17 protein-coding genes and 1 pseudogene are annotated in these 14837 nt (G+C 68.2%); 11 read left to right on the top strand and 7 right to left on the bottom strand.

Annotated features, from left to right (window positions below; genetic code table 11):
* Positions 1-15: 15 nt before the first annotated feature.
* Positions 16-2373 carry a Tox-REase-5 domain-containing protein gene (locus ACGFU7_RS26785; RefSeq protein WP_393698891.1) on the bottom strand — a complete coding sequence of 786 codons (2358 nt, stop codon included), beginning with the start codon at positions 2371-2373 and terminating at the stop codon, positions 16-18.
* Positions 2374-2548: 175 nt separating this feature from the next.
* Positions 2549-3142: a hypothetical protein gene (locus ACGFU7_RS26790; RefSeq protein WP_393698893.1), complete on the bottom strand. Its 594-nt coding sequence runs from the start codon at positions 3140-3142 to the stop codon at positions 2549-2551.
* Positions 3143-3365: 223 nt separating this feature from the next.
* Between ACGFU7_RS26790 and ACGFU7_RS26795 the strand changes: the two genes are divergently transcribed.
* Positions 3366-3869 carry a DinB family protein gene (locus tag ACGFU7_RS26795; RefSeq protein WP_393698895.1) on the top strand — a complete coding sequence of 168 codons (504 nt, stop codon included), beginning with the start codon at positions 3366-3368 and terminating at the stop codon, positions 3867-3869.
* A gap of 253 nt (positions 3870-4122) precedes the next feature.
* The gene (locus tag ACGFU7_RS26800; protein ID WP_393698897.1) at positions 4123-4653 is read left to right on the top strand and encodes a DUF2867 domain-containing protein; all 531 of its coding nucleotides are present in this window, start codon (positions 4123-4125) and stop codon (positions 4651-4653) included.
* 34 nt (positions 4654-4687) lie between these two features.
* On the opposite strand, the gene ACGFU7_RS26805 is transcribed toward ACGFU7_RS26800, so the two are convergent.
* Together ACGFU7_RS26805 and ACGFU7_RS26810 are read right to left on the bottom strand one after the other, a co-directional pair.
* Positions 4688-5557, bottom strand: a complete 870-nt coding sequence (locus tag ACGFU7_RS26805; protein ID WP_393698898.1) for an LLM class F420-dependent oxidoreductase — start codon at positions 5555-5557, stop codon at positions 4688-4690.
* Positions 5558-5620: 63 nt separating this feature from the next.
* Entirely contained in the window at positions 5621-5827 is a 207-nt protein-coding gene (locus ACGFU7_RS26810; RefSeq protein WP_393698900.1) for a DUF2795 domain-containing protein, read from the bottom strand.
* Positions 5828-6325: 498 nt separating this feature from the next.
* Between ACGFU7_RS26810 and ACGFU7_RS26815 the strand changes: the two genes are divergently transcribed.
* The 4 genes from ACGFU7_RS26815 to ACGFU7_RS26830 all read left to right on the top strand — a co-directional run bounded on the left by ACGFU7_RS26815 (position 6326) and on the right by ACGFU7_RS26830 (position 9637).
* The gene (locus ACGFU7_RS26815) at positions 6326-6844 is read left to right on the top strand and encodes a hypothetical protein (protein ID WP_393698901.1); all 519 of its coding nucleotides are present in this window, start codon (positions 6326-6328) and stop codon (positions 6842-6844) included.
* Positions 6845-6933: 89 nt separating this feature from the next.
* The gene (locus ACGFU7_RS26820; RefSeq protein WP_393698903.1) at positions 6934-7779 is read left to right on the top strand and encodes a DUF4097 domain-containing protein; all 846 of its coding nucleotides are present in this window, start codon (positions 6934-6936) and stop codon (positions 7777-7779) included.
* A 62-nt stretch (positions 7780-7841) separates the two neighbouring features.
* Positions 7842-8849 (top strand): ATP-binding cassette domain-containing protein, encoded by a 1008-nt coding sequence (locus ACGFU7_RS26825; RefSeq protein WP_393698905.1) that lies wholly within the window; start codon positions 7842-7844, stop codon positions 8847-8849.
* Entirely contained in the window at positions 8846-9637 is a 792-nt protein-coding gene (locus ACGFU7_RS26830) for an ABC transporter permease (RefSeq protein WP_393698906.1), read from the top strand. The genes ACGFU7_RS26825 and ACGFU7_RS26830 overlap by 4 nt, the downstream gene beginning before the upstream one ends.
* Here the strand turns inward: ACGFU7_RS26830 and ACGFU7_RS26835 are convergent.
* The gene (locus ACGFU7_RS26835; RefSeq protein ID WP_393698908.1) at positions 9618-9770 is read right to left on the bottom strand and encodes a hypothetical protein; all 153 of its coding nucleotides are present in this window, start codon (positions 9768-9770) and stop codon (positions 9618-9620) included. The genes ACGFU7_RS26830 and ACGFU7_RS26835 overlap by 20 nt on opposite strands.
* 141 nt (positions 9771-9911) lie before the next feature.
* Here ACGFU7_RS26835 and ACGFU7_RS26840 point away from each other — a divergent pair, with 141 nt between their 5' ends.
* Positions 9912-10922, top strand: a complete 1011-nt coding sequence (locus ACGFU7_RS26840; protein ID WP_393698909.1) for an amidase domain-containing protein — start codon at positions 9912-9914, stop codon at positions 10920-10922.
* 44 nt (positions 10923-10966) lie between these two features.
* The gene (locus tag ACGFU7_RS26845) at positions 10967-11437 is read left to right on the top strand and encodes a hypothetical protein (RefSeq protein ID WP_393698911.1); all 471 of its coding nucleotides are present in this window, start codon (positions 10967-10969) and stop codon (positions 11435-11437) included.
* 327 nt (positions 11438-11764) lie between these two features.
* Here ACGFU7_RS26845 and ACGFU7_RS26850 read toward each other — a convergent pair whose 3' ends face one another.
* A complete protein-coding gene (locus tag ACGFU7_RS26850; protein WP_393698912.1) occupies positions 11765-12304 on the bottom strand; it encodes an ATP-binding protein in 540 nt (179 codons plus the stop codon).
* A gap of 315 nt (positions 12305-12619) precedes the next feature.
* On the opposite strand from ACGFU7_RS26850, the gene ACGFU7_RS26855 reads away from it, so the two are divergent.
* Both ACGFU7_RS26855 and ACGFU7_RS26860 read left to right on the top strand, forming a co-directional pair.
* Positions 12620-13471 carry a DUF5753 domain-containing protein gene (locus ACGFU7_RS26855; RefSeq protein WP_393698914.1) on the top strand — a complete coding sequence of 284 codons (852 nt, stop codon included), beginning with the start codon at positions 12620-12622 and terminating at the stop codon, positions 13469-13471.
* A gap of 11 nt (positions 13472-13482) precedes the next feature.
* Positions 13483-13674: a hypothetical protein gene (locus ACGFU7_RS26860; protein ID WP_393698916.1), complete on the top strand. Its 192-nt coding sequence runs from the start codon at positions 13483-13485 to the stop codon at positions 13672-13674.
* 183 nt (positions 13675-13857) lie between these two features.
* On the opposite strand, the gene ACGFU7_RS26865 is transcribed toward ACGFU7_RS26860, so the two are convergent.
* Positions 13858-14436: a winged helix-turn-helix domain-containing protein gene (locus ACGFU7_RS26865; protein WP_393698918.1), complete on the bottom strand. Its 579-nt coding sequence runs from the start codon at positions 14434-14436 to the stop codon at positions 13858-13860.
* Between the two features lie 111 nt (positions 14437-14547).
* On the opposite strand from ACGFU7_RS26865, the pseudogene ACGFU7_RS26870 reads away from it, so the two are divergent.
* Positions 14548-14837 (top strand): annotated as a pseudogene (locus ACGFU7_RS26870) (hypothetical protein); the annotation flags it as partial.

Genomic DNA, 14837 nt, shown 5'->3' on the forward strand with positions numbered 1-14837 from the left:
CCGGCTCGCCCGTACTCAGCCCGTCACATCACCAGCCGTGTTGATCACCTTAACCTTGATGCCCCGGGCCTCGAACATTTCCCTGGCCGCCTCCGCGACGTCCGGATCGGACAGGTGCCATTCGACCGGCTTCCCACGTGCCGCGTCCACTTGCCGGGTGGCTTGATCCGCCCATCGGTCCGCAACCTTCGGGGTGAGTTCCCCGGTCTCGGCGTTGTAGAAGTCCTTGCCCTTGTACCCGTACTTCGCCTCCAGGTAGGTGCCGCGCGAGGCGTCCCAGCCGTCGAAGTCGACCGGCTTCCCCGTGAGCTTGTCCAGCGGAACCCGGTACTCCTTTCCGCGGCCCACCTTGGAGATCTGCTCCTGATAACGGGCACCCATTTCGGTCGGGTAGTTCCAGACGCCCGGCTTGATTTCCTGCCAGTTGCCTTCCCCGCCGTCCTTGGCCGCGGCCGGCGGGTCCTTCAGGTCCTTGTACCAGGCCGGCTTCGGTTCGTTCTGAGCACGCTCCAGGTTCTTCCTCCGCTTGGCCGCGTCAGCCGCCTTCTTCGCCTCGTCGGCCAGCCTCTGGGCCTCGTCGGCGGCCGCCTTCTTCTCCGGGTCGACCTCGTCGCACTTCCCGGTGAGGAACCCGACGGGCACGGACGTGCGGGCCGCGGCCATGACGCCGGTGCCCGAGCCCGGCAGACCCATGCTCACGCCGCTGTCGTACGGGACTCTTACGCGGCCGCCCATGCCGACGGTGCAGCCCTTGAGGCCGACCTGCTCGGCGGCGTCGTCGGCGTGCTGCTGCGCTTCCTTCGCGGCCTTCTCGGCGCCCGTGACATCGCCGGCCTTGGCGGCCTTTCTCGCCTTGGCCGCGGCTTCCGACGCCTTCTCGGCCACTTCGCCGAGCTTGCCGAGTTTCCCGAGCTTGCCCAGCTTTCCGAACTTGCCGACGAGCTTGGCCTCGCCGTAGCCGGGGATGAACAGCGAGCCGATGTTCCAGAGACCGGTGCCGATCGCCTGGCCCTCGTTGCCCTTCTTCCACATGTCGCGGACGTCGTCGCCGATGAACATGTCGTCCAGGACCTTCACCCCGGTGCCGCCGGACGCCTTGGTCCAGTCCCAGACCGCACCGAAGTAGTCGCCCTTGGACCACTTGTCCCCGGCGTCCTTGGAGTCCTGGCTCCACTTGTCGCCGAGGCTCTTGCCGTAGTCCATCAGGCCGTTCCACGCCTTGACGGGGTGGAAGATCGTGTCGAAGGTGCCGGTGATGTCGCCCCACAGCCCGTCGCCGACCAGGCCCTTGAAGAAGCCGCCGGTCTGGTGTGCGGCGCAGGAGAAGAACGCGCCGACGCCGGAGGTGCAGCTCTCGCCGGGCTTCTCGTCGCCGCCGTCGCCGCTGTCGTCGACGTCGTCGCCACCGTCCGGCTCGCCGGAGGTGTCCACGTCGTCGCCGCCGTCGTCGACCTGGGTGGCGGTGTCGCCTCCGCCGGAGCTGCCGGAGCCGGAGCCGCCGGCGGCGTTGGAGCCGCCGGCCGCGTTGGAGCCACCGGCTGTGTTGGAGCCACCGGCTGCGCCCGACCCGCCGGAACCGGAGCCTCCCGAGCCGGACCCGCCGGAGTCCGTACCGCCGGTGGCGGCCGACCCGCTCGAATCCGTACCGCCGGAGTCCGTACCGCCGGTGGCGGCCGACCCGCTCGAATCCGTACCGCCGGACGCGGCCGCGCCACCCGAATCCGTACCTCCGGAATGCTTCCCGTCCCCCGCCACCACATCGCCGCCCCCGGGCGCGGGGCACGCGCTCCCGGTCAGCTGGCAGATCGCGTTGCGCATCTCACCGGTCAGCTGGGCGCCGATACCCGTGGCGATGAGTCCGCCGATGAGGGCCACGACCACCAGGACCATGCCCAGGTATTCCATCGCGGTCTGACCGGCGTCGTCGCGGCGCCACTTGATCATCCGGGCGATGCTGAACGGTCGGTGCGGCAACCGCTGTTCGGGGGAAAGCTCGAACCAGTCGCGCGAGCTCGGCCGGAACAGCAGGACGACGACGGCGACCGGCATCACCAGCTGCGTCACGCCTCGCCCGCCGCCGTCGCCGCCGAGGGTCGCCAGCGCGCCGAGGGTGAGCCAGACGTGTACGGCCAGGAGCCCGCGCCAGATCCAGATGCCGCCGGTCCGCAGATACAGCGAGAGCACGAATGCGGTCACGCTCGGCAGCGCCGCGTACAGCAGCAGCCCGAGCAGCTGGCCGTCGACCTCATCGACCGCCGACGCCACCGTCAGCACACCGGCGCCGCCCAGGACCGCGGCCGCGAAGAGGACCCGGACAAGAATCAGCACCGCCTGCAGTGGGCGCGGCAGCGGCTGCCTGCCCTGCTGAGCCACGGCAGCACCCCCACCGGCGCCACCCGAAACCGCAAATCCGCCTATGCCAGACACGACGAGTCCCCCAGCTTGCCGGTGTGCAGCCACAGTTCAGCCACTCCACGCATCCGACCACATCGGCACCCTTCGGGCATGGGCCTCAGGGCCCAATGCAAGGCTCAAAGTGCCGTCGCCGCTACCGGCTGGGGACCTCGCTCCCGAAAAGCATCCACGGCGACTGGTCGAATGACGCCACTCCGGACAACTGTGGCTGCATCGCGGCGATTTCATGCCGTACGGCGAGTGTGTCCGGCCAACTGTCGAAGTACGTCGTGCCGTTGATGACGACACCGCTCCAGTCGGTCGCCGCGGAAGCACCCTCCCGGTCGACCACGAAGCCGATGCAGAGCACGGAAGCCCGCCCTATCGCCTCCCTGATCGCCCGCGCGGCCACCTCCTGCTCGTCCCGCGCCAGCCGCCCGAATCCGAATTCGAGCGCGACGACTCCGTCCCCCATCCGCCGGATGCGCGCGGGAACGTCGGTTCCGCTGTTCACCCACAGCACGAAGTCGACCCTGTCGATCCGCTGCAGGCCGGCCAGGAGGACGAGCTGCTCCTTCGTCACCCACGAAGGGGTGCCCCACGGATCCGGCCCCGGGCCGAGGAGCGTGACCCGCCTCGTGACGGGGTGTCTGAGCCGCAGTCCCGCCGCGTCGAGGTCACCGAAGAGCGACTCGGCATCCGGGCGGCTCCAGCCGAGGTGGTACGAGTAGAAGAATCCGTCACTCATCGACACATCACCCCAGGAAAAAGTGGTGGAGCGTGCAGATCCATGCGTGTGGGCACGCCCGACAGGCGCCCGTGTCGGGCGCCTGGTCAGGTGGGCTCACAGTTGGTCACGTACGAGCGTAATGAGCCCCGCCCGCCCGTGCGTGGGCCCACGGACCCAGGGACGGGCCCCTTTGAAACAATGCGATGGACAGGGGCCGGGCCATCGCACATCGTGTACGCCGATGACACGCACCGATTCGCCTCCCGCATGGGACGAGCGCACCCAGCTGGCCACCTTCCTCGACTACACCCGCGACACCGCACGCGCGAAGTGCGAGGGCATCTCGCCGGACGATGCCCGCCGGGCCCCGCTGCCCGGCTCTCCCCTGATGACGGTCTCCGGGCTGATCAACCACCTCAGTTGGGTCGAGTACTACTGGTTCGAGGTGGCCTTCCTCGGCGGCGAGGACGAAGGGCCGTGGACGGACGAGGATCCCGACCGTGAGATGCGCATCGCGGTGGACATGCCGCTCGCCGATGTGCTGTCGGACTACGGGACACGGACCACCCGCTACCGCGAGCTGGTCGCCTCCCACGACCTGGACACACCGGCCAAGCGCCCGCGCAGTGACGGCCGGTACCCCGATCTGCGCTGGATCGTCCTGCACCTGATCGAGGAGACCGCGCGGCACAACGGCCACCTCGACATGGTCCGGGAGCTCGTCGACGGCACCACCGGCGTCTAGTGACCTTCCCGCATCGCCGGACTGCTGGAAGAGGCCGGATTCGCCGTGACGATGCGGATGGAACACACCCACTACGCCAACGAGGTCGAGACACGCCGGGCCTACCTCCTGGCCCGTCGAGCCTGTGGTTCGCCGAGCCGACCCGGAAGAAACTCAGGCGCGGCGTCCACCGCTTTGTCCGTGCCGGGGTCGTGAACGACCCCCGGCCGCCTAAAATCGTTCCACGCCCGCTGTAGGCGAAGGAGCCCCTCCCATGGCCACACCGCGCACACGTCGCGTCGAGGTGCCGCGGGTGGCCGCTGCCGCCGAGGAGGAGTTGGCCGCGGGTGCCGGCTACGCCTCGGCGTTCGAACTGCCGGTTGCCGACGCCCGGTCCCGCACCCCTGAGCAGTGGGCGCGGGCCGTATTCGAGGACGCACCGGTGCTCCTGCGAGGGTTCCTGGTGCTCGGCTGGAGTCTCGTACTGAGGATCCGGCTGGGCCCACGTCCGTCGCCCGGCCATGTACTGGGCTGGACCGTCTCGGACTCCGCCGCCGATTCGGATACGGGTAGGGATGCGGGTACGGGTACGGATGAGGGCCCGGGTTCCAACACGACCACCCTCGCCGCCCCTTCCCCCCTGATCACCACCCGGAACGTTGCGGTCGTGAACGCCTCGACCGTCGTCTGGGTGACCTTCGTACGCTTCGACCGGCGCATCGCACGCCCGGTGTGGGCCATGATCGCGCCCATCCACCACCTGGCGATCCCCTACCTCCTCAGACGCGCAGGCCGCCGCCGCTGAGGCAGAGACGAAGGCGAAGGCAGCACCCGTCCGGCTACCCCATCGCGGCAATGCCAGGTGCGATGCGTTCGGCGATCTGGTGGGTGAAGCTGACCGGGTGCCGGTCCGGCAGCACCTGGATCTCGCTGACGCCCAGGCGTGCGTACGCCTCCGCGTCGGCAAGGAACGCGTCCGGCTTGTCCAGCACCGGGCCGTTGTACATCACGGTCTTGGCGATGGCGTCGTAGTCACGGCCCTCCGCGGCGCAGTGCGCGCGCAGCACATCGAGCTTGTGGGCCACTTCTTCCTGGTCCGTGGCGAACAGATTGCACGCGTCCGCGTACCGGGCGACCAGGAGCAGGGTCTTCCTCTCACCCCCGCCGCCGATCATGATCGGCGGGCGCTCACCGATCGGCTCGGGCACGCACAGCGTCTCGGCGAGCTGGTAATGACGGCCCCGGAACGGGCCGTTGTCGTCGCTCCACATCTGCAGGCAGATCAGGATCGTCTCCTCCAGCCGTTCGAACCGCTCGGCGACCGGAACCACCGGCACTCCGAGCCCGTACTGCTCCCGCTCGTACCAGGAGGCGCCGATGCCCAGCCTGGCCCTGCCGCGCGACAGCACATCGAGGCTGGTGACGATCTTCGCCAGCAGCCCGGGATGCCGGTACATCACGCCCGTGACCATCAGCCCGAGCGTCATGCGCTCGCTCACCGCCGCCACATAGCCGAGCGTGGTGTACCCCTCCAGCATCGGGTCGTCGGCGACGGTCTGCCCGGTCTCCATCTGGAAGTAGTGATCCATCACGGTGAACGACGAGATCCCCGCCTGTTCGGCGATCCGTACCGACTCCGCGAGCGTCGGCGCGATGAGCGCGGGGTCGGCCGGTGTCGAGTAGTTCCAGTAGTGCAGGCCGAGCTTCACGACCGACCTCCGCGGGTCGAGGGAGAGCCGGCCGGGACGGCGTCGCCGTCCCGGCCGGGGTGTTCAGCGGGACTCGTGCTTGGTGTACTCGCTCTGCACCGCGTCGGCGTTCACGTACTCGCGGTCAGGCAGCTTCTTCGCGACCGTTGCGCGATCCGTGAGCCCGTTCTCGGAGAGGTGGGAGACGACCTGCTCCTTCGTCGCCGGGAACTTCAACTGCTTGAGGTCGGCCCGCAGGTTCGACGCGTTCGTTCCATGGACTTCTACCAAGGCTTCCAGCCTTCCGATCCGTCGATACGACTACCCTATGTAGCCCATCGTCACGCTACGCCAGGTCGAGGTCGTCGGCATTTTGATACGCCCGGCCGGGCGGCCCTTGTGTCTCTGAACCGGTTAGCCGACTGAGGACTTGGAAGTTCAGCCGGCCGCCGGCGCCGACGGCGGTGGGGGCGCCGATGCCGGCCCGGGTGAGGGCAGGGCGGAAATGCGACCCTCGCACGCCGCCGGCGCACCGGAGGTCGGCTGCTCGGGCAGTGGGCGGTCGCTGACGACGTGCTTCATAAAACACTTGATCTTGAACGGTGCGAGGACGCCCGGGCGGGCCCGCGCGATACCGCTCGACACCACCCGGCGACAACTTGGCGCCACAACCACGCCCGCCCCTGAACTGCAACGATGCACCCACCTGCCACCCCGAAACTCCACCCCGCGCCACGTTTCGCATCTTCGGGCTTGCCAATGGCGCCATAGTGGTGCCACTATGACGTCATGGACCTCACGCCGTATGTCGAAACACTCCGCAGGGAACTGGCGGTGGCCGCCGAAGCCGGGGGCGACGAAGCCCGCGAGCTCGCCGAGCGGCTGACCGCGCCGCTGGAGTCGGCCACCCGCCTGACCCTGCTCAATGTGCTGTCCGCCGCCATGGACGAGATCACCCGTGAACTCGCCCCCGGCTCGGTCGACGTACGACTGCGTGGCCTCGACCCCGACTTCGTGGTGGTGCTGCCGCAGCACGAGGACCGGACCGGACCGCTCGACGCACCGGCGCCCGCACCGGCCCCGGTCCCCGCCGACACGGACGAGGGCGGCACCGCCCGCGTCAATCTGCGCCTGCCCGCCCACCTCAAGACCCGCGCCGAGGAGGCGGCGGGCAGCGAGGGCCTGTCGGTCAACGCATGGCTGGTACGCGTCGTGTCGGCCGCGGTCGACACGGGCGGCGCCGCCACCCCCCGCACCCCCGAGAAGACCAGGAGCATCGGCCAGAGCTTCACGGGCTGGGTGCGTTAACCAGCCCCTCGGAACGACTTCACCCGCACCACGTCCCACCAGCGGGGACGCCACGAACACCCAAGAGGACCCAAGAGGACGGGACAGCCATGCCTTCTTTCGACACTCCCGAACCGATTTCGGTCAACGCCCACGTGTCCGCCGGTTCCATCCAGTTCGCCGCGGGCGACCGCCTCGACACGGTCGTCGAGGTGCGGCCCCGCGACCCGCAGAAGGACCAGGACGTGCGGTCGGCCGACCAGACCGAGGTCACGTACACGAGCGGCGTCCTGACCGTCAGGACGCCCAAGCAGCGCTATCTCGTCGGGCGCACCGGCACCGTCGATGTGACGGTCGAACTGCCCACGGGCTCGGGCGTCGACATGACCGGCGCCTGGGCCCAGGTGCTCGGCGAGGGCCGGCTCGGCGAGGTCCGCGTGAAGACCTCGTCCGGTGACGTCCGCCTCGACACGACCGGGCCGCTCCAGCTGACCGCGTCCCACGGCTCGATCACCGTGGACCGGGTCGAGGGCATGGCCGAGATCACCACCAGCTCCGGCAGCCTGCGCGTCGGCCTCGTCGACGGCCCCGCCGTCCTGAAGAACTCGCACGGCACCACGACCGTCGGCGCCGCGACCGGCGACCTGCGGGTGAGCGGCGCCAACGGCGACATCGACATCGAGCGCGCCGAGGGCTCGGTCGTCGCCACCACCGCCCATGGCACCCTGCGCGTCGCCGAAGTGGCCCGCGGCACCGTTCAGTTGGAGACCTCCTACGGCGCCATCGAGGTCGGCATCCGCGAGGGCACCGCCGCCTGGCTCGACGTCAGCTCCGGCTCCGGGCAGGTGCGCAACACGCTCGCCGCCTCCGAGACCCCGGAGAAGACCGAGGACACCGTCGAGGTCCGCGCCCGGACCCGCTACGGCAACATCGACGTGCGCCGCGCCCGGGCCTGAACACCGGCCCCACCAACTCGCCTACACCTCCAGTCACTTCAGCCTTCGAACGGGAGAGCCCCATGCCTTCATCTGTCATGTCCACGTCCACGCACGGCAACGGCCAGGAGCCGCCCGCCGCCGTCTCCACCGTCGGCCTGCGCAAGTCCTACGGCGACAAGCTCGTCCTCGACGGGATCGACCTGCGCATCCCGGCAGGCACCGTCTTCGCGCTGCTCGGCCCGAACGGCGCCGGCAAGACCACCGCCGTCAAGATCCTCTCCACTCTCATCTCCGCCGACGCCGGCTCCGGCGACATCCGCGTCGGCGGCCACGACCTGGCCGCCGACCCCCAGGCGGTGCGGGCCGCGATCGGTGTCACCGGGCAGTTCTCCGCCGTCGACGGCCTGATCACCGGTGAGGAGAACATGCTCCTCATGGCGGACCTGCACCACCTCTCCCGCACCGAGGGGCGCCGCACCGCCGCCGAACTGCTGGAGCGCTTCGACCTGGTGGAGGCCGCGAAGAAGCCCGCCTCCACCTACTCCGGCGGCATGAAGCGCCGCCTCGACCTCGCCATGACGCTGGTCGGCAACCCGCGGATCATCTTCCTCGACGAGCCGACCACCGGCCTCGACCCGCGCAGCCGCCATAACATGTGGGGCATCATCCGCGGGCTGGTCTCCGGCGGCGTCACCGTCTTCCTCACCACCCAGTACCTGGACGAGGCCGACGAGCTCGCCGACCGCATCGCGGTGCTGAACGACGGGAAGATCGCCGCCCAGGGCACCGCCGAGGAACTGAAGCGGCTCATCCCCGGCGGGCACGTCCGGCTCCGCTTCACCGACCCGGCCGCCTACCAGTCCGCCGCCGTCGCCCTGAGCGAGGTCACCAGGGACGACGAGGCGCTGTCGCTGCAGATCCCCAGCGACGGCAGCCAGCGCGAGCTGCGCTCCATCCTCGACTGGCTCGACTCGGCCGGCATCGAGGCGGACGAGCTGACCGTGCACACCCCCGACCTCGACGACGTGTTCTTCGCCCTGACCAGCGGCACCAACGTCCCCAACCAGCCCAAGGAGACCGTCCGATGAGCACCCTCTCCCTCGCCGTCCGCGACTCGTCCACGATGCTGCGCCGCAACCTGCTGCACGCGCGGCGCTACCCGTCCCTGACGCTGAATCTGCTGCTCACGCCGGTCATGCTGCTGCTGCTCTTCGTCTACGTCTTCGGCGGCGTGATGAGTGCGGGCATCGGCGGCGGCAGTGCGGACCGCTCCGAGTACATCGCGTATATCGTCCCGGGCATCCTGCTGATGACCATCGGCGGCACCACGATCGGGACCGCGGTATCCGTCTCCAACGACATGACCGAGGGCATCATCGCCCGCTTCCGCACGATGGCGATCCACCGCCCTTCGGTGCTCGTCGGGCACGTCGTCGGCAGCGTGCTGCAGTGCGTGATGAGCGTGGTCCTCGTGGGCGCCGTCGCCGTGGCCATCGGCTTCCGGTCCACGGACGCAACCGCCCTGGAGTGGCTGGCGGCATTCGGGCTGCTCGTGCTCTTCGCCCTGGCGCTCACCTGGATCGCGGTCGGCATGGGCCTGATCAGCCCGAACGCCGAGGCCGCCAGCAACAACGCGATGCCGATGATCCTGCTGCCGCTCCTCTCCAGCGCCTTCGTCCCCCTCCACGCGATGCCGGGCTGGTTCCAGCCGATCGCCGAGTACCAGCCGTTCACGCCCGCCATCGAGACGCTGCGGGGGCTGCTGCTCGGCAGCGAGATCGGCAACAACGGGTGGCTCGCGATCGCCTGGTGCCTGGGTCTCGCGGTGCTCGGCTACTTCTGGTCGACGTCGAAGTTCAACCGCGACCCGAAGTAACCGCCATGACAGCGCGGGCCACCTCCCGCACATCGCCCCGCCCCAGGGCGGCGTACTCCGACACCACGTCGGCGTACGCCGCCCCGTCGGCGTCCTCGGCCGCCTGCCGGGCCCGGGCCGCGGATGTATACACGTCCTGGTCGCGGCACTGGCTGCGGCGATCACGGCGAGTGGCGTCACCACGTCGGCGGGTGCCGCTGACCGGACAACGGCAGCAGCAGACCCGGCCCGGCTGTCTCAGCTCACGGAGAGCTACCTGCAACAGCGGGCCGACATGGTGACCCCCGCCGCTACGCAGCTCCATGCCGCCGAACCTCCGGTCGCAGCCACTACATCGATGCGGGCTCAGCTGCGGCAAGACTTCGCCGCACTCGTCCGCAAGGGACACCTCTACCAGAAGGTCGACGGCGGATACACCCGCGCCGCAGTCAAAGTGACAGTGGCCGATTCGGCCACTGCCGGGGGCATCGCGACTCTGCGCGTCACCGAGGACACCCGTCTCTATCTTCCGTTCACAGCCGCTCAAGTAGCGGAAGGGGCACCGGAGTACGAGGAGTACTCGCTGCCCCACACGCTGACGTTCACCCGTGGCCCTTCCGGGGGGTGGTTACTCGCTTCGGACAAGGCCGAACTGGGCGGCGGCCCCGCACCGAGTACGCAGATAGCTCCGAGTGCGGATGCCCCGGCACCGCGCTCGGGCGGTGAGGGCGCAAAGCACGCTCCCTCCGACACGATTCCGCCGACTACCGGCACGGGCTCCCCGAAACAGACGACCGCTGCCCGGACCATGGCGGCCGCCTCGTACAACTACAAAGCGATGGTCAAGTACGCGGACAAGTACTGGAAAAAGCCGAACAGTACCTATCGGACCTACGGCAGCGACTGCACCAATTTCATCTCGCAGGTCATGAGGGCCGGCGGATGGAAAATTATTGGGCCGACGGATGCGGGCCAGCGATCGAACAACAAGAAATGGTTCTACACGATCTACCAGAGCCGCACCAGTTACACCTGGGCGGGCGCGGAGAACTGGTACTGGTTTGCCATCAAGCACTCGAAGCGAACCAAGCCCCTCAACAATGTCTGGAAACTCGGTCTGGCCGATGTGCTGCAGGCCAACTGGAAGCCGCGAAGCGACGAGATCACCGATCACACCATGGTGGTCACAAAGCTCTACAACGGCACCCCGTACCTCACCTACCACACTGGTACCACACACAACAAAAGCCTCAGGAAGCTGATCGCCGACCACCCGAACACGGCCTGGTACGCGCACCGCACCTGAGGACACCATGCCCGGCACATCAGTCGATCCACCTGTGAGGAAAAATGAAGAGGCGCTTCTTCGCCGGCGTCACGCTCGCGGCGCTGCTCGCCTTGACCGGATGCGGCAACGACGACGCAAAGCCTGGGGCGGGAGCAGATCACGAGGCCGTCGAGGCGTACATCGCCGCCCTCAATGAACGGGACTCGGACGCTCTGCTGAAGCTGGACGGCGCCACCGGTCCGGACGCCGAACGGGACGCCCAAAAAGTCATCAGCGAGAAGGGCGGCCGCGGCCTTGAGGTAGAAGGCATCGAGATCGACTACGACTTCGGCCCCGACACCGGCTCAGCGAAGATCACTGCCAAGGACAGCAAGGGAGCCGACTACCGCGAGAACCTCACCATCACCCGCGACGGCAACCAATGGCGCCTCGCGATCCTGCCCGCGTCGCCATCGGCCGGCAGCTCAAAAACTCCGGCCTTGACGACAGCTCCGTCCGACGCGGCCAGCGCCTCGAAGTCCGTACCAGGCTGACCAACGCCGCGAAGTGGCCACGGACCGCCCGTTCCGTGGTCCCTTCGGAGCAAGTGAGCTTCCGTCTCACGCGGAACGCAGCCGTACGAGCCAGGAGTTCAGTACGACGCGATGGCATCCATCAGCGACACGACAGCACAGCGCCCGACGATGACGGGTGCCCGGCGCACATCCTTCGATGTCATAGCCCTCACCGACGAATCACTCTGCGCCACCAGGGCATCGACCAGGGAACCCGCCGCAGGACGTCACCACCTGTACGCCGCAGCGGGGGCGGACTTTGCATCCACCCCCGTCAGGCACGCCACCAATCGCCGATAGCGAACGTCAACGGGGCAGCAGGACCGATGACTTGATGCCACGCTGCGGTGGAGACGCGTCGCAGGCGCCCCATTCCCCGCCCCAGTCGTCCACGACCGCCGCCAGCAGCCAGAGCGCCCGCCGACGCCGCGTCTCGCAGAGTGTGGCCATGTCCGGTTCGAGGTGGTGGGGGTGTTGGTCCCAGACGAGGAGGCGGAGCGCGTCGTCACGGTGGCGCAGGGATACGTACAGATCCTTGCCCGGGCTCATCCTGCTGGTGACGGCGATGAGTTCGGCCGCCGCGAGCGTGGCCGGCCAGATGTACGGGGCGAGCCCGTGCGCTTTCAGAGCGGCAGCAATCGCCGTACGGCCGATGAGCGCGCTACGGACGTCGCCGGGGAGCGTGAAACTCAGAGTGAGCCCACGGCTGGAACGGCCCTTGGAGCGCAGATATGGCTGTGGGTACTGCTGGGTGTTGGGATGCGGGCTGCCGGGATGCGGATACGGGACCGGCGTACGCGTCTCGGCGACGGCCGGGCAGAGTGCGGCGAGTGGAGCTGAGTGCATGGCTGACTCCCCTGATACGGGTGGCGAGTTGGCGGTGTCCCTCTTTCACGTGGGCGCGCACGAGTGGCTCTCGCGTTGCGGACGAACAGTGGCTTGTCTCCCTGACGCGGGACTGCCTCTCCCAGGGAAGGAGATTGCGGGCAGGACCGCGCGATGCACTTCCGGCTCATCGTCGCTGTGTGAGCGGTTGGTAACCCAACGTAGCGCAGCGATGGCACTCGTGTCGTTAAATTGGAGGCAATTGCCTCCAATCTGTTGGACTCGACACCCCGCGCGGCGGCAGACTGTGCCCACAGTCCGTGGAAGAGAGGGCCCATGCCGAGCAGTTCCACTCCGACAGAGCGCCAGAAGCGGCTCGGTGCCGAACTGCGCAAGATGCGCGTCGCAGCCGAGGCAACCACCGCTTACGCGGCCGGCTTGCTGGGCATCGACCGAACGAAGATCTCCAACGTGGAGGTCGGCGTCCGCCCGATTGCGCCTGCCCGCGTCCGCACGTTGGCCTGCAACTACGCCTGCGCCGACACTGTTTACGTTGGCGCACTGGTAGAGATGGCCGAACAGCGCGAACGCGGATGGTGGGAGCAGTACAGGGGCACGCTCCCGCCAGGCCTGCTGGACATCGCCGAGCTCGAATGGCACGCAGCTCGCATCCGTACAGCGCAGACCGTCCATCTTCCCGGCCTGCTCCATACCGACGGATACGCCCGCGCGGTGTTCGGCGCCGTCCTGCCCGAGCTGTCCCGACTGGAGATCGAGTTGCGGGTGGCCCACCGGATGGAGAGGCAACAGGTACTGGACCGCGAATCACCCATCGAATACGTGGGCTACGTCCACGAGGCCGCCCTGCGCATGCAATTCGGTGGCCGAAGCGTCACACAGGAGCAGCTGCTCCATCTGTGCGAGATGTCGGAACGCGAGCACATCGAAGTACGGGTGATTCCAGTCGACCGAGGCGCGTTTCCCGGAGCCGGGCACGCGCTCCTCTATGCCCACGGCGTCGTGCCCCAACTCGACACCGTGCAGCTCGATTCAGCTCACGGCCCCGAGTTCATGCACGCGGATGCGCAGCTGACCAAGTACCGCGCACACCTGGACTGGATGGAGGATGCCTCGCTGTCAACCGCCGAGTCCCGGGACTTCATTCGAGCCGTCTCCCGCCAATTTTAAGGAAGTTCAGCATGTCCGATATCAGCTGGGAAGAGCCCTACTGCGGCGAAGGAAACAACTGCTTCAGGCTCGGCACAGACACAGAAGGCAACGGCTTCATCGCCATCCGGGGCGAGGAGGATCGTTACCTCACCGACAGCCGCAAAGCGCTTCAGCAGATGATCCGCGACATCAAGGCCGGCAAGGCCGACCACCTGCTGTAACAGCAAGGGGCCCGGCACCGCGACGTGCTCGCGGTGCCGGGCCCCTGTGTAGGATCTCGCGGCTCATGACATAGGGCGCCCCTGTGACCAGCGGGTTCTCAGGCTGTCTCACACCGTGTCATGCGCCCGTTGTCTCAGCTTCGTGTCATTTCCTTGAGCGAGCACGAAACAGCCGGCGGCTCCTCAGTCCTGATCCGCGTCGTCCGTTGCATGGGGAAGCAGGGGAAACAGCCGGGTGATGAGGGCCACCGGTCGAGCGCTGCCGGGCCGGGCCAGGGGGCGTTGTTCGCGGTCTTGGTATGGCTCGAGCGCCCGTCGGATCGTGTCCGCGACCCGGCTCATCTCTTCAGGTGTCAGATAGGCGACGGCGCTGAAAGCTTCGTGGTGACGCCACTCGGCGGGCGCCTGGTTTCTCTGGGCCAGCCATCGCTGCCAGCTCTCGTCCTCCAGCCCTCGGGCCAAGTCACCGAACGGCTCCTCTGTGGGCGCTTCGGCAGCGGAGTTGTGCTGCCTCAGGCGCCAGGGGCGTGCGCGGCCCCCGTTGCGGGGGGCTTCTTCGATGTATCCGTGGCGTGCGAGCTGCCGTAGGTGAAATGAGCAGAGACCGGAGCTGTAACCCAGCCGGGAGGCGGCTTCGGTCGCCGTGACAGTGCCAACTTCGGCGAGCAGGTCCAGCAGGGCTGTGCGGACCTCGTGCTCGCGCAGTTCGTCGCCGGTGTTGCGTGTCTGGTCGCGGGGGGCGTTGAGGTCATCTTCAGTCACTTTGCAAAGTCTGCTACTTTGCAAAGAACTTGGCAAGCGGTCCTTGCTTGAAGGCATCAGGCCACGGTGACGTCTGCGGCATCTGTGGCGTGCGCAGAAGGGGAGACAGTGATGTCTGTTCGTCACGAGCGGTCCCGTCCCGTTGACCGGCGAGTCCATGTGCAGGGCCGCCCCGTCGACTCCTATCCGGCTCTGCCACCGGAGACGGAACGAGGTTCGGTGCGCCGGGTCACGGTGGTGGGTGAAGAGATTCTGAGCCGTCCGTGCCAGGAGGTGACCGAGTTCGGCTCTCCCGAGTTGTCGGCCTTAGACCCACCGGCAAATGGATCACTTGAGGCGTCGGGTGTTGGGGCGGCCGTCCCAGCGGTAGCGGCTCGTCGAGCGTCGAATGAGCATGCGGA

The sequence above is a fragment of the Streptomyces sp. NPDC048473 genome, assembly GCF_043200155.1.
Lineage (GTDB): Bacteria > Actinomycetota > Actinomycetes > Streptomycetales > Streptomycetaceae > Streptomyces.

Coding starts and splice junctions, on each gene's coding strand:
- ACGFU7_RS26800 (WP_393698897.1), top strand. CDS start 4,123: ATGGCCACACCGCGCACACGTCGCGTCGAGGTGCCGCGGGTGGCCGCT.
- ACGFU7_RS26795 (WP_393698895.1), top strand. CDS start 3,366: ATGACACGCACCGATTCGCCTCCCGCATGGGACGAGCGCACCCAGCTG.
- ACGFU7_RS26850 (WP_393698912.1), bottom strand. CDS start 12,304: ATGCACTCAGCTCCACTCGCCGCACTCTGCCCGGCCGTCGCCGAGACG.
- ACGFU7_RS26820 (WP_393698903.1), top strand. CDS start 6,934: ATGCCTTCTTTCGACACTCCCGAACCGATTTCGGTCAACGCCCACGTG.
- ACGFU7_RS26845 (WP_393698911.1), top strand. CDS start 10,967: ATGAAGAGGCGCTTCTTCGCCGGCGTCACGCTCGCGGCGCTGCTCGCC.
- ACGFU7_RS26860 (WP_393698916.1), top strand. CDS start 13,483: ATGTCCGATATCAGCTGGGAAGAGCCCTACTGCGGCGAAGGAAACAAC.
- ACGFU7_RS26840 (WP_393698909.1), top strand. CDS start 9,912: ATGGTGACCCCCGCCGCTACGCAGCTCCATGCCGCCGAACCTCCGGTC.
- ACGFU7_RS26825 (WP_393698905.1), top strand. CDS start 7,842: ATGCCTTCATCTGTCATGTCCACGTCCACGCACGGCAACGGCCAGGAG.
- ACGFU7_RS26790 (WP_393698893.1), bottom strand. CDS start 3,142: ATGAGTGACGGATTCTTCTACTCGTACCACCTCGGCTGGAGCCGCCCG.
- ACGFU7_RS26855 (WP_393698914.1), top strand. CDS start 12,620: ATGCCGAGCAGTTCCACTCCGACAGAGCGCCAGAAGCGGCTCGGTGCC.
- ACGFU7_RS26830 (WP_393698906.1), top strand. CDS start 8,846: ATGAGCACCCTCTCCCTCGCCGTCCGCGACTCGTCCACGATGCTGCGC.
- ACGFU7_RS26815 (WP_393698901.1), top strand. CDS start 6,326: ATGGACCTCACGCCGTATGTCGAAACACTCCGCAGGGAACTGGCGGTG.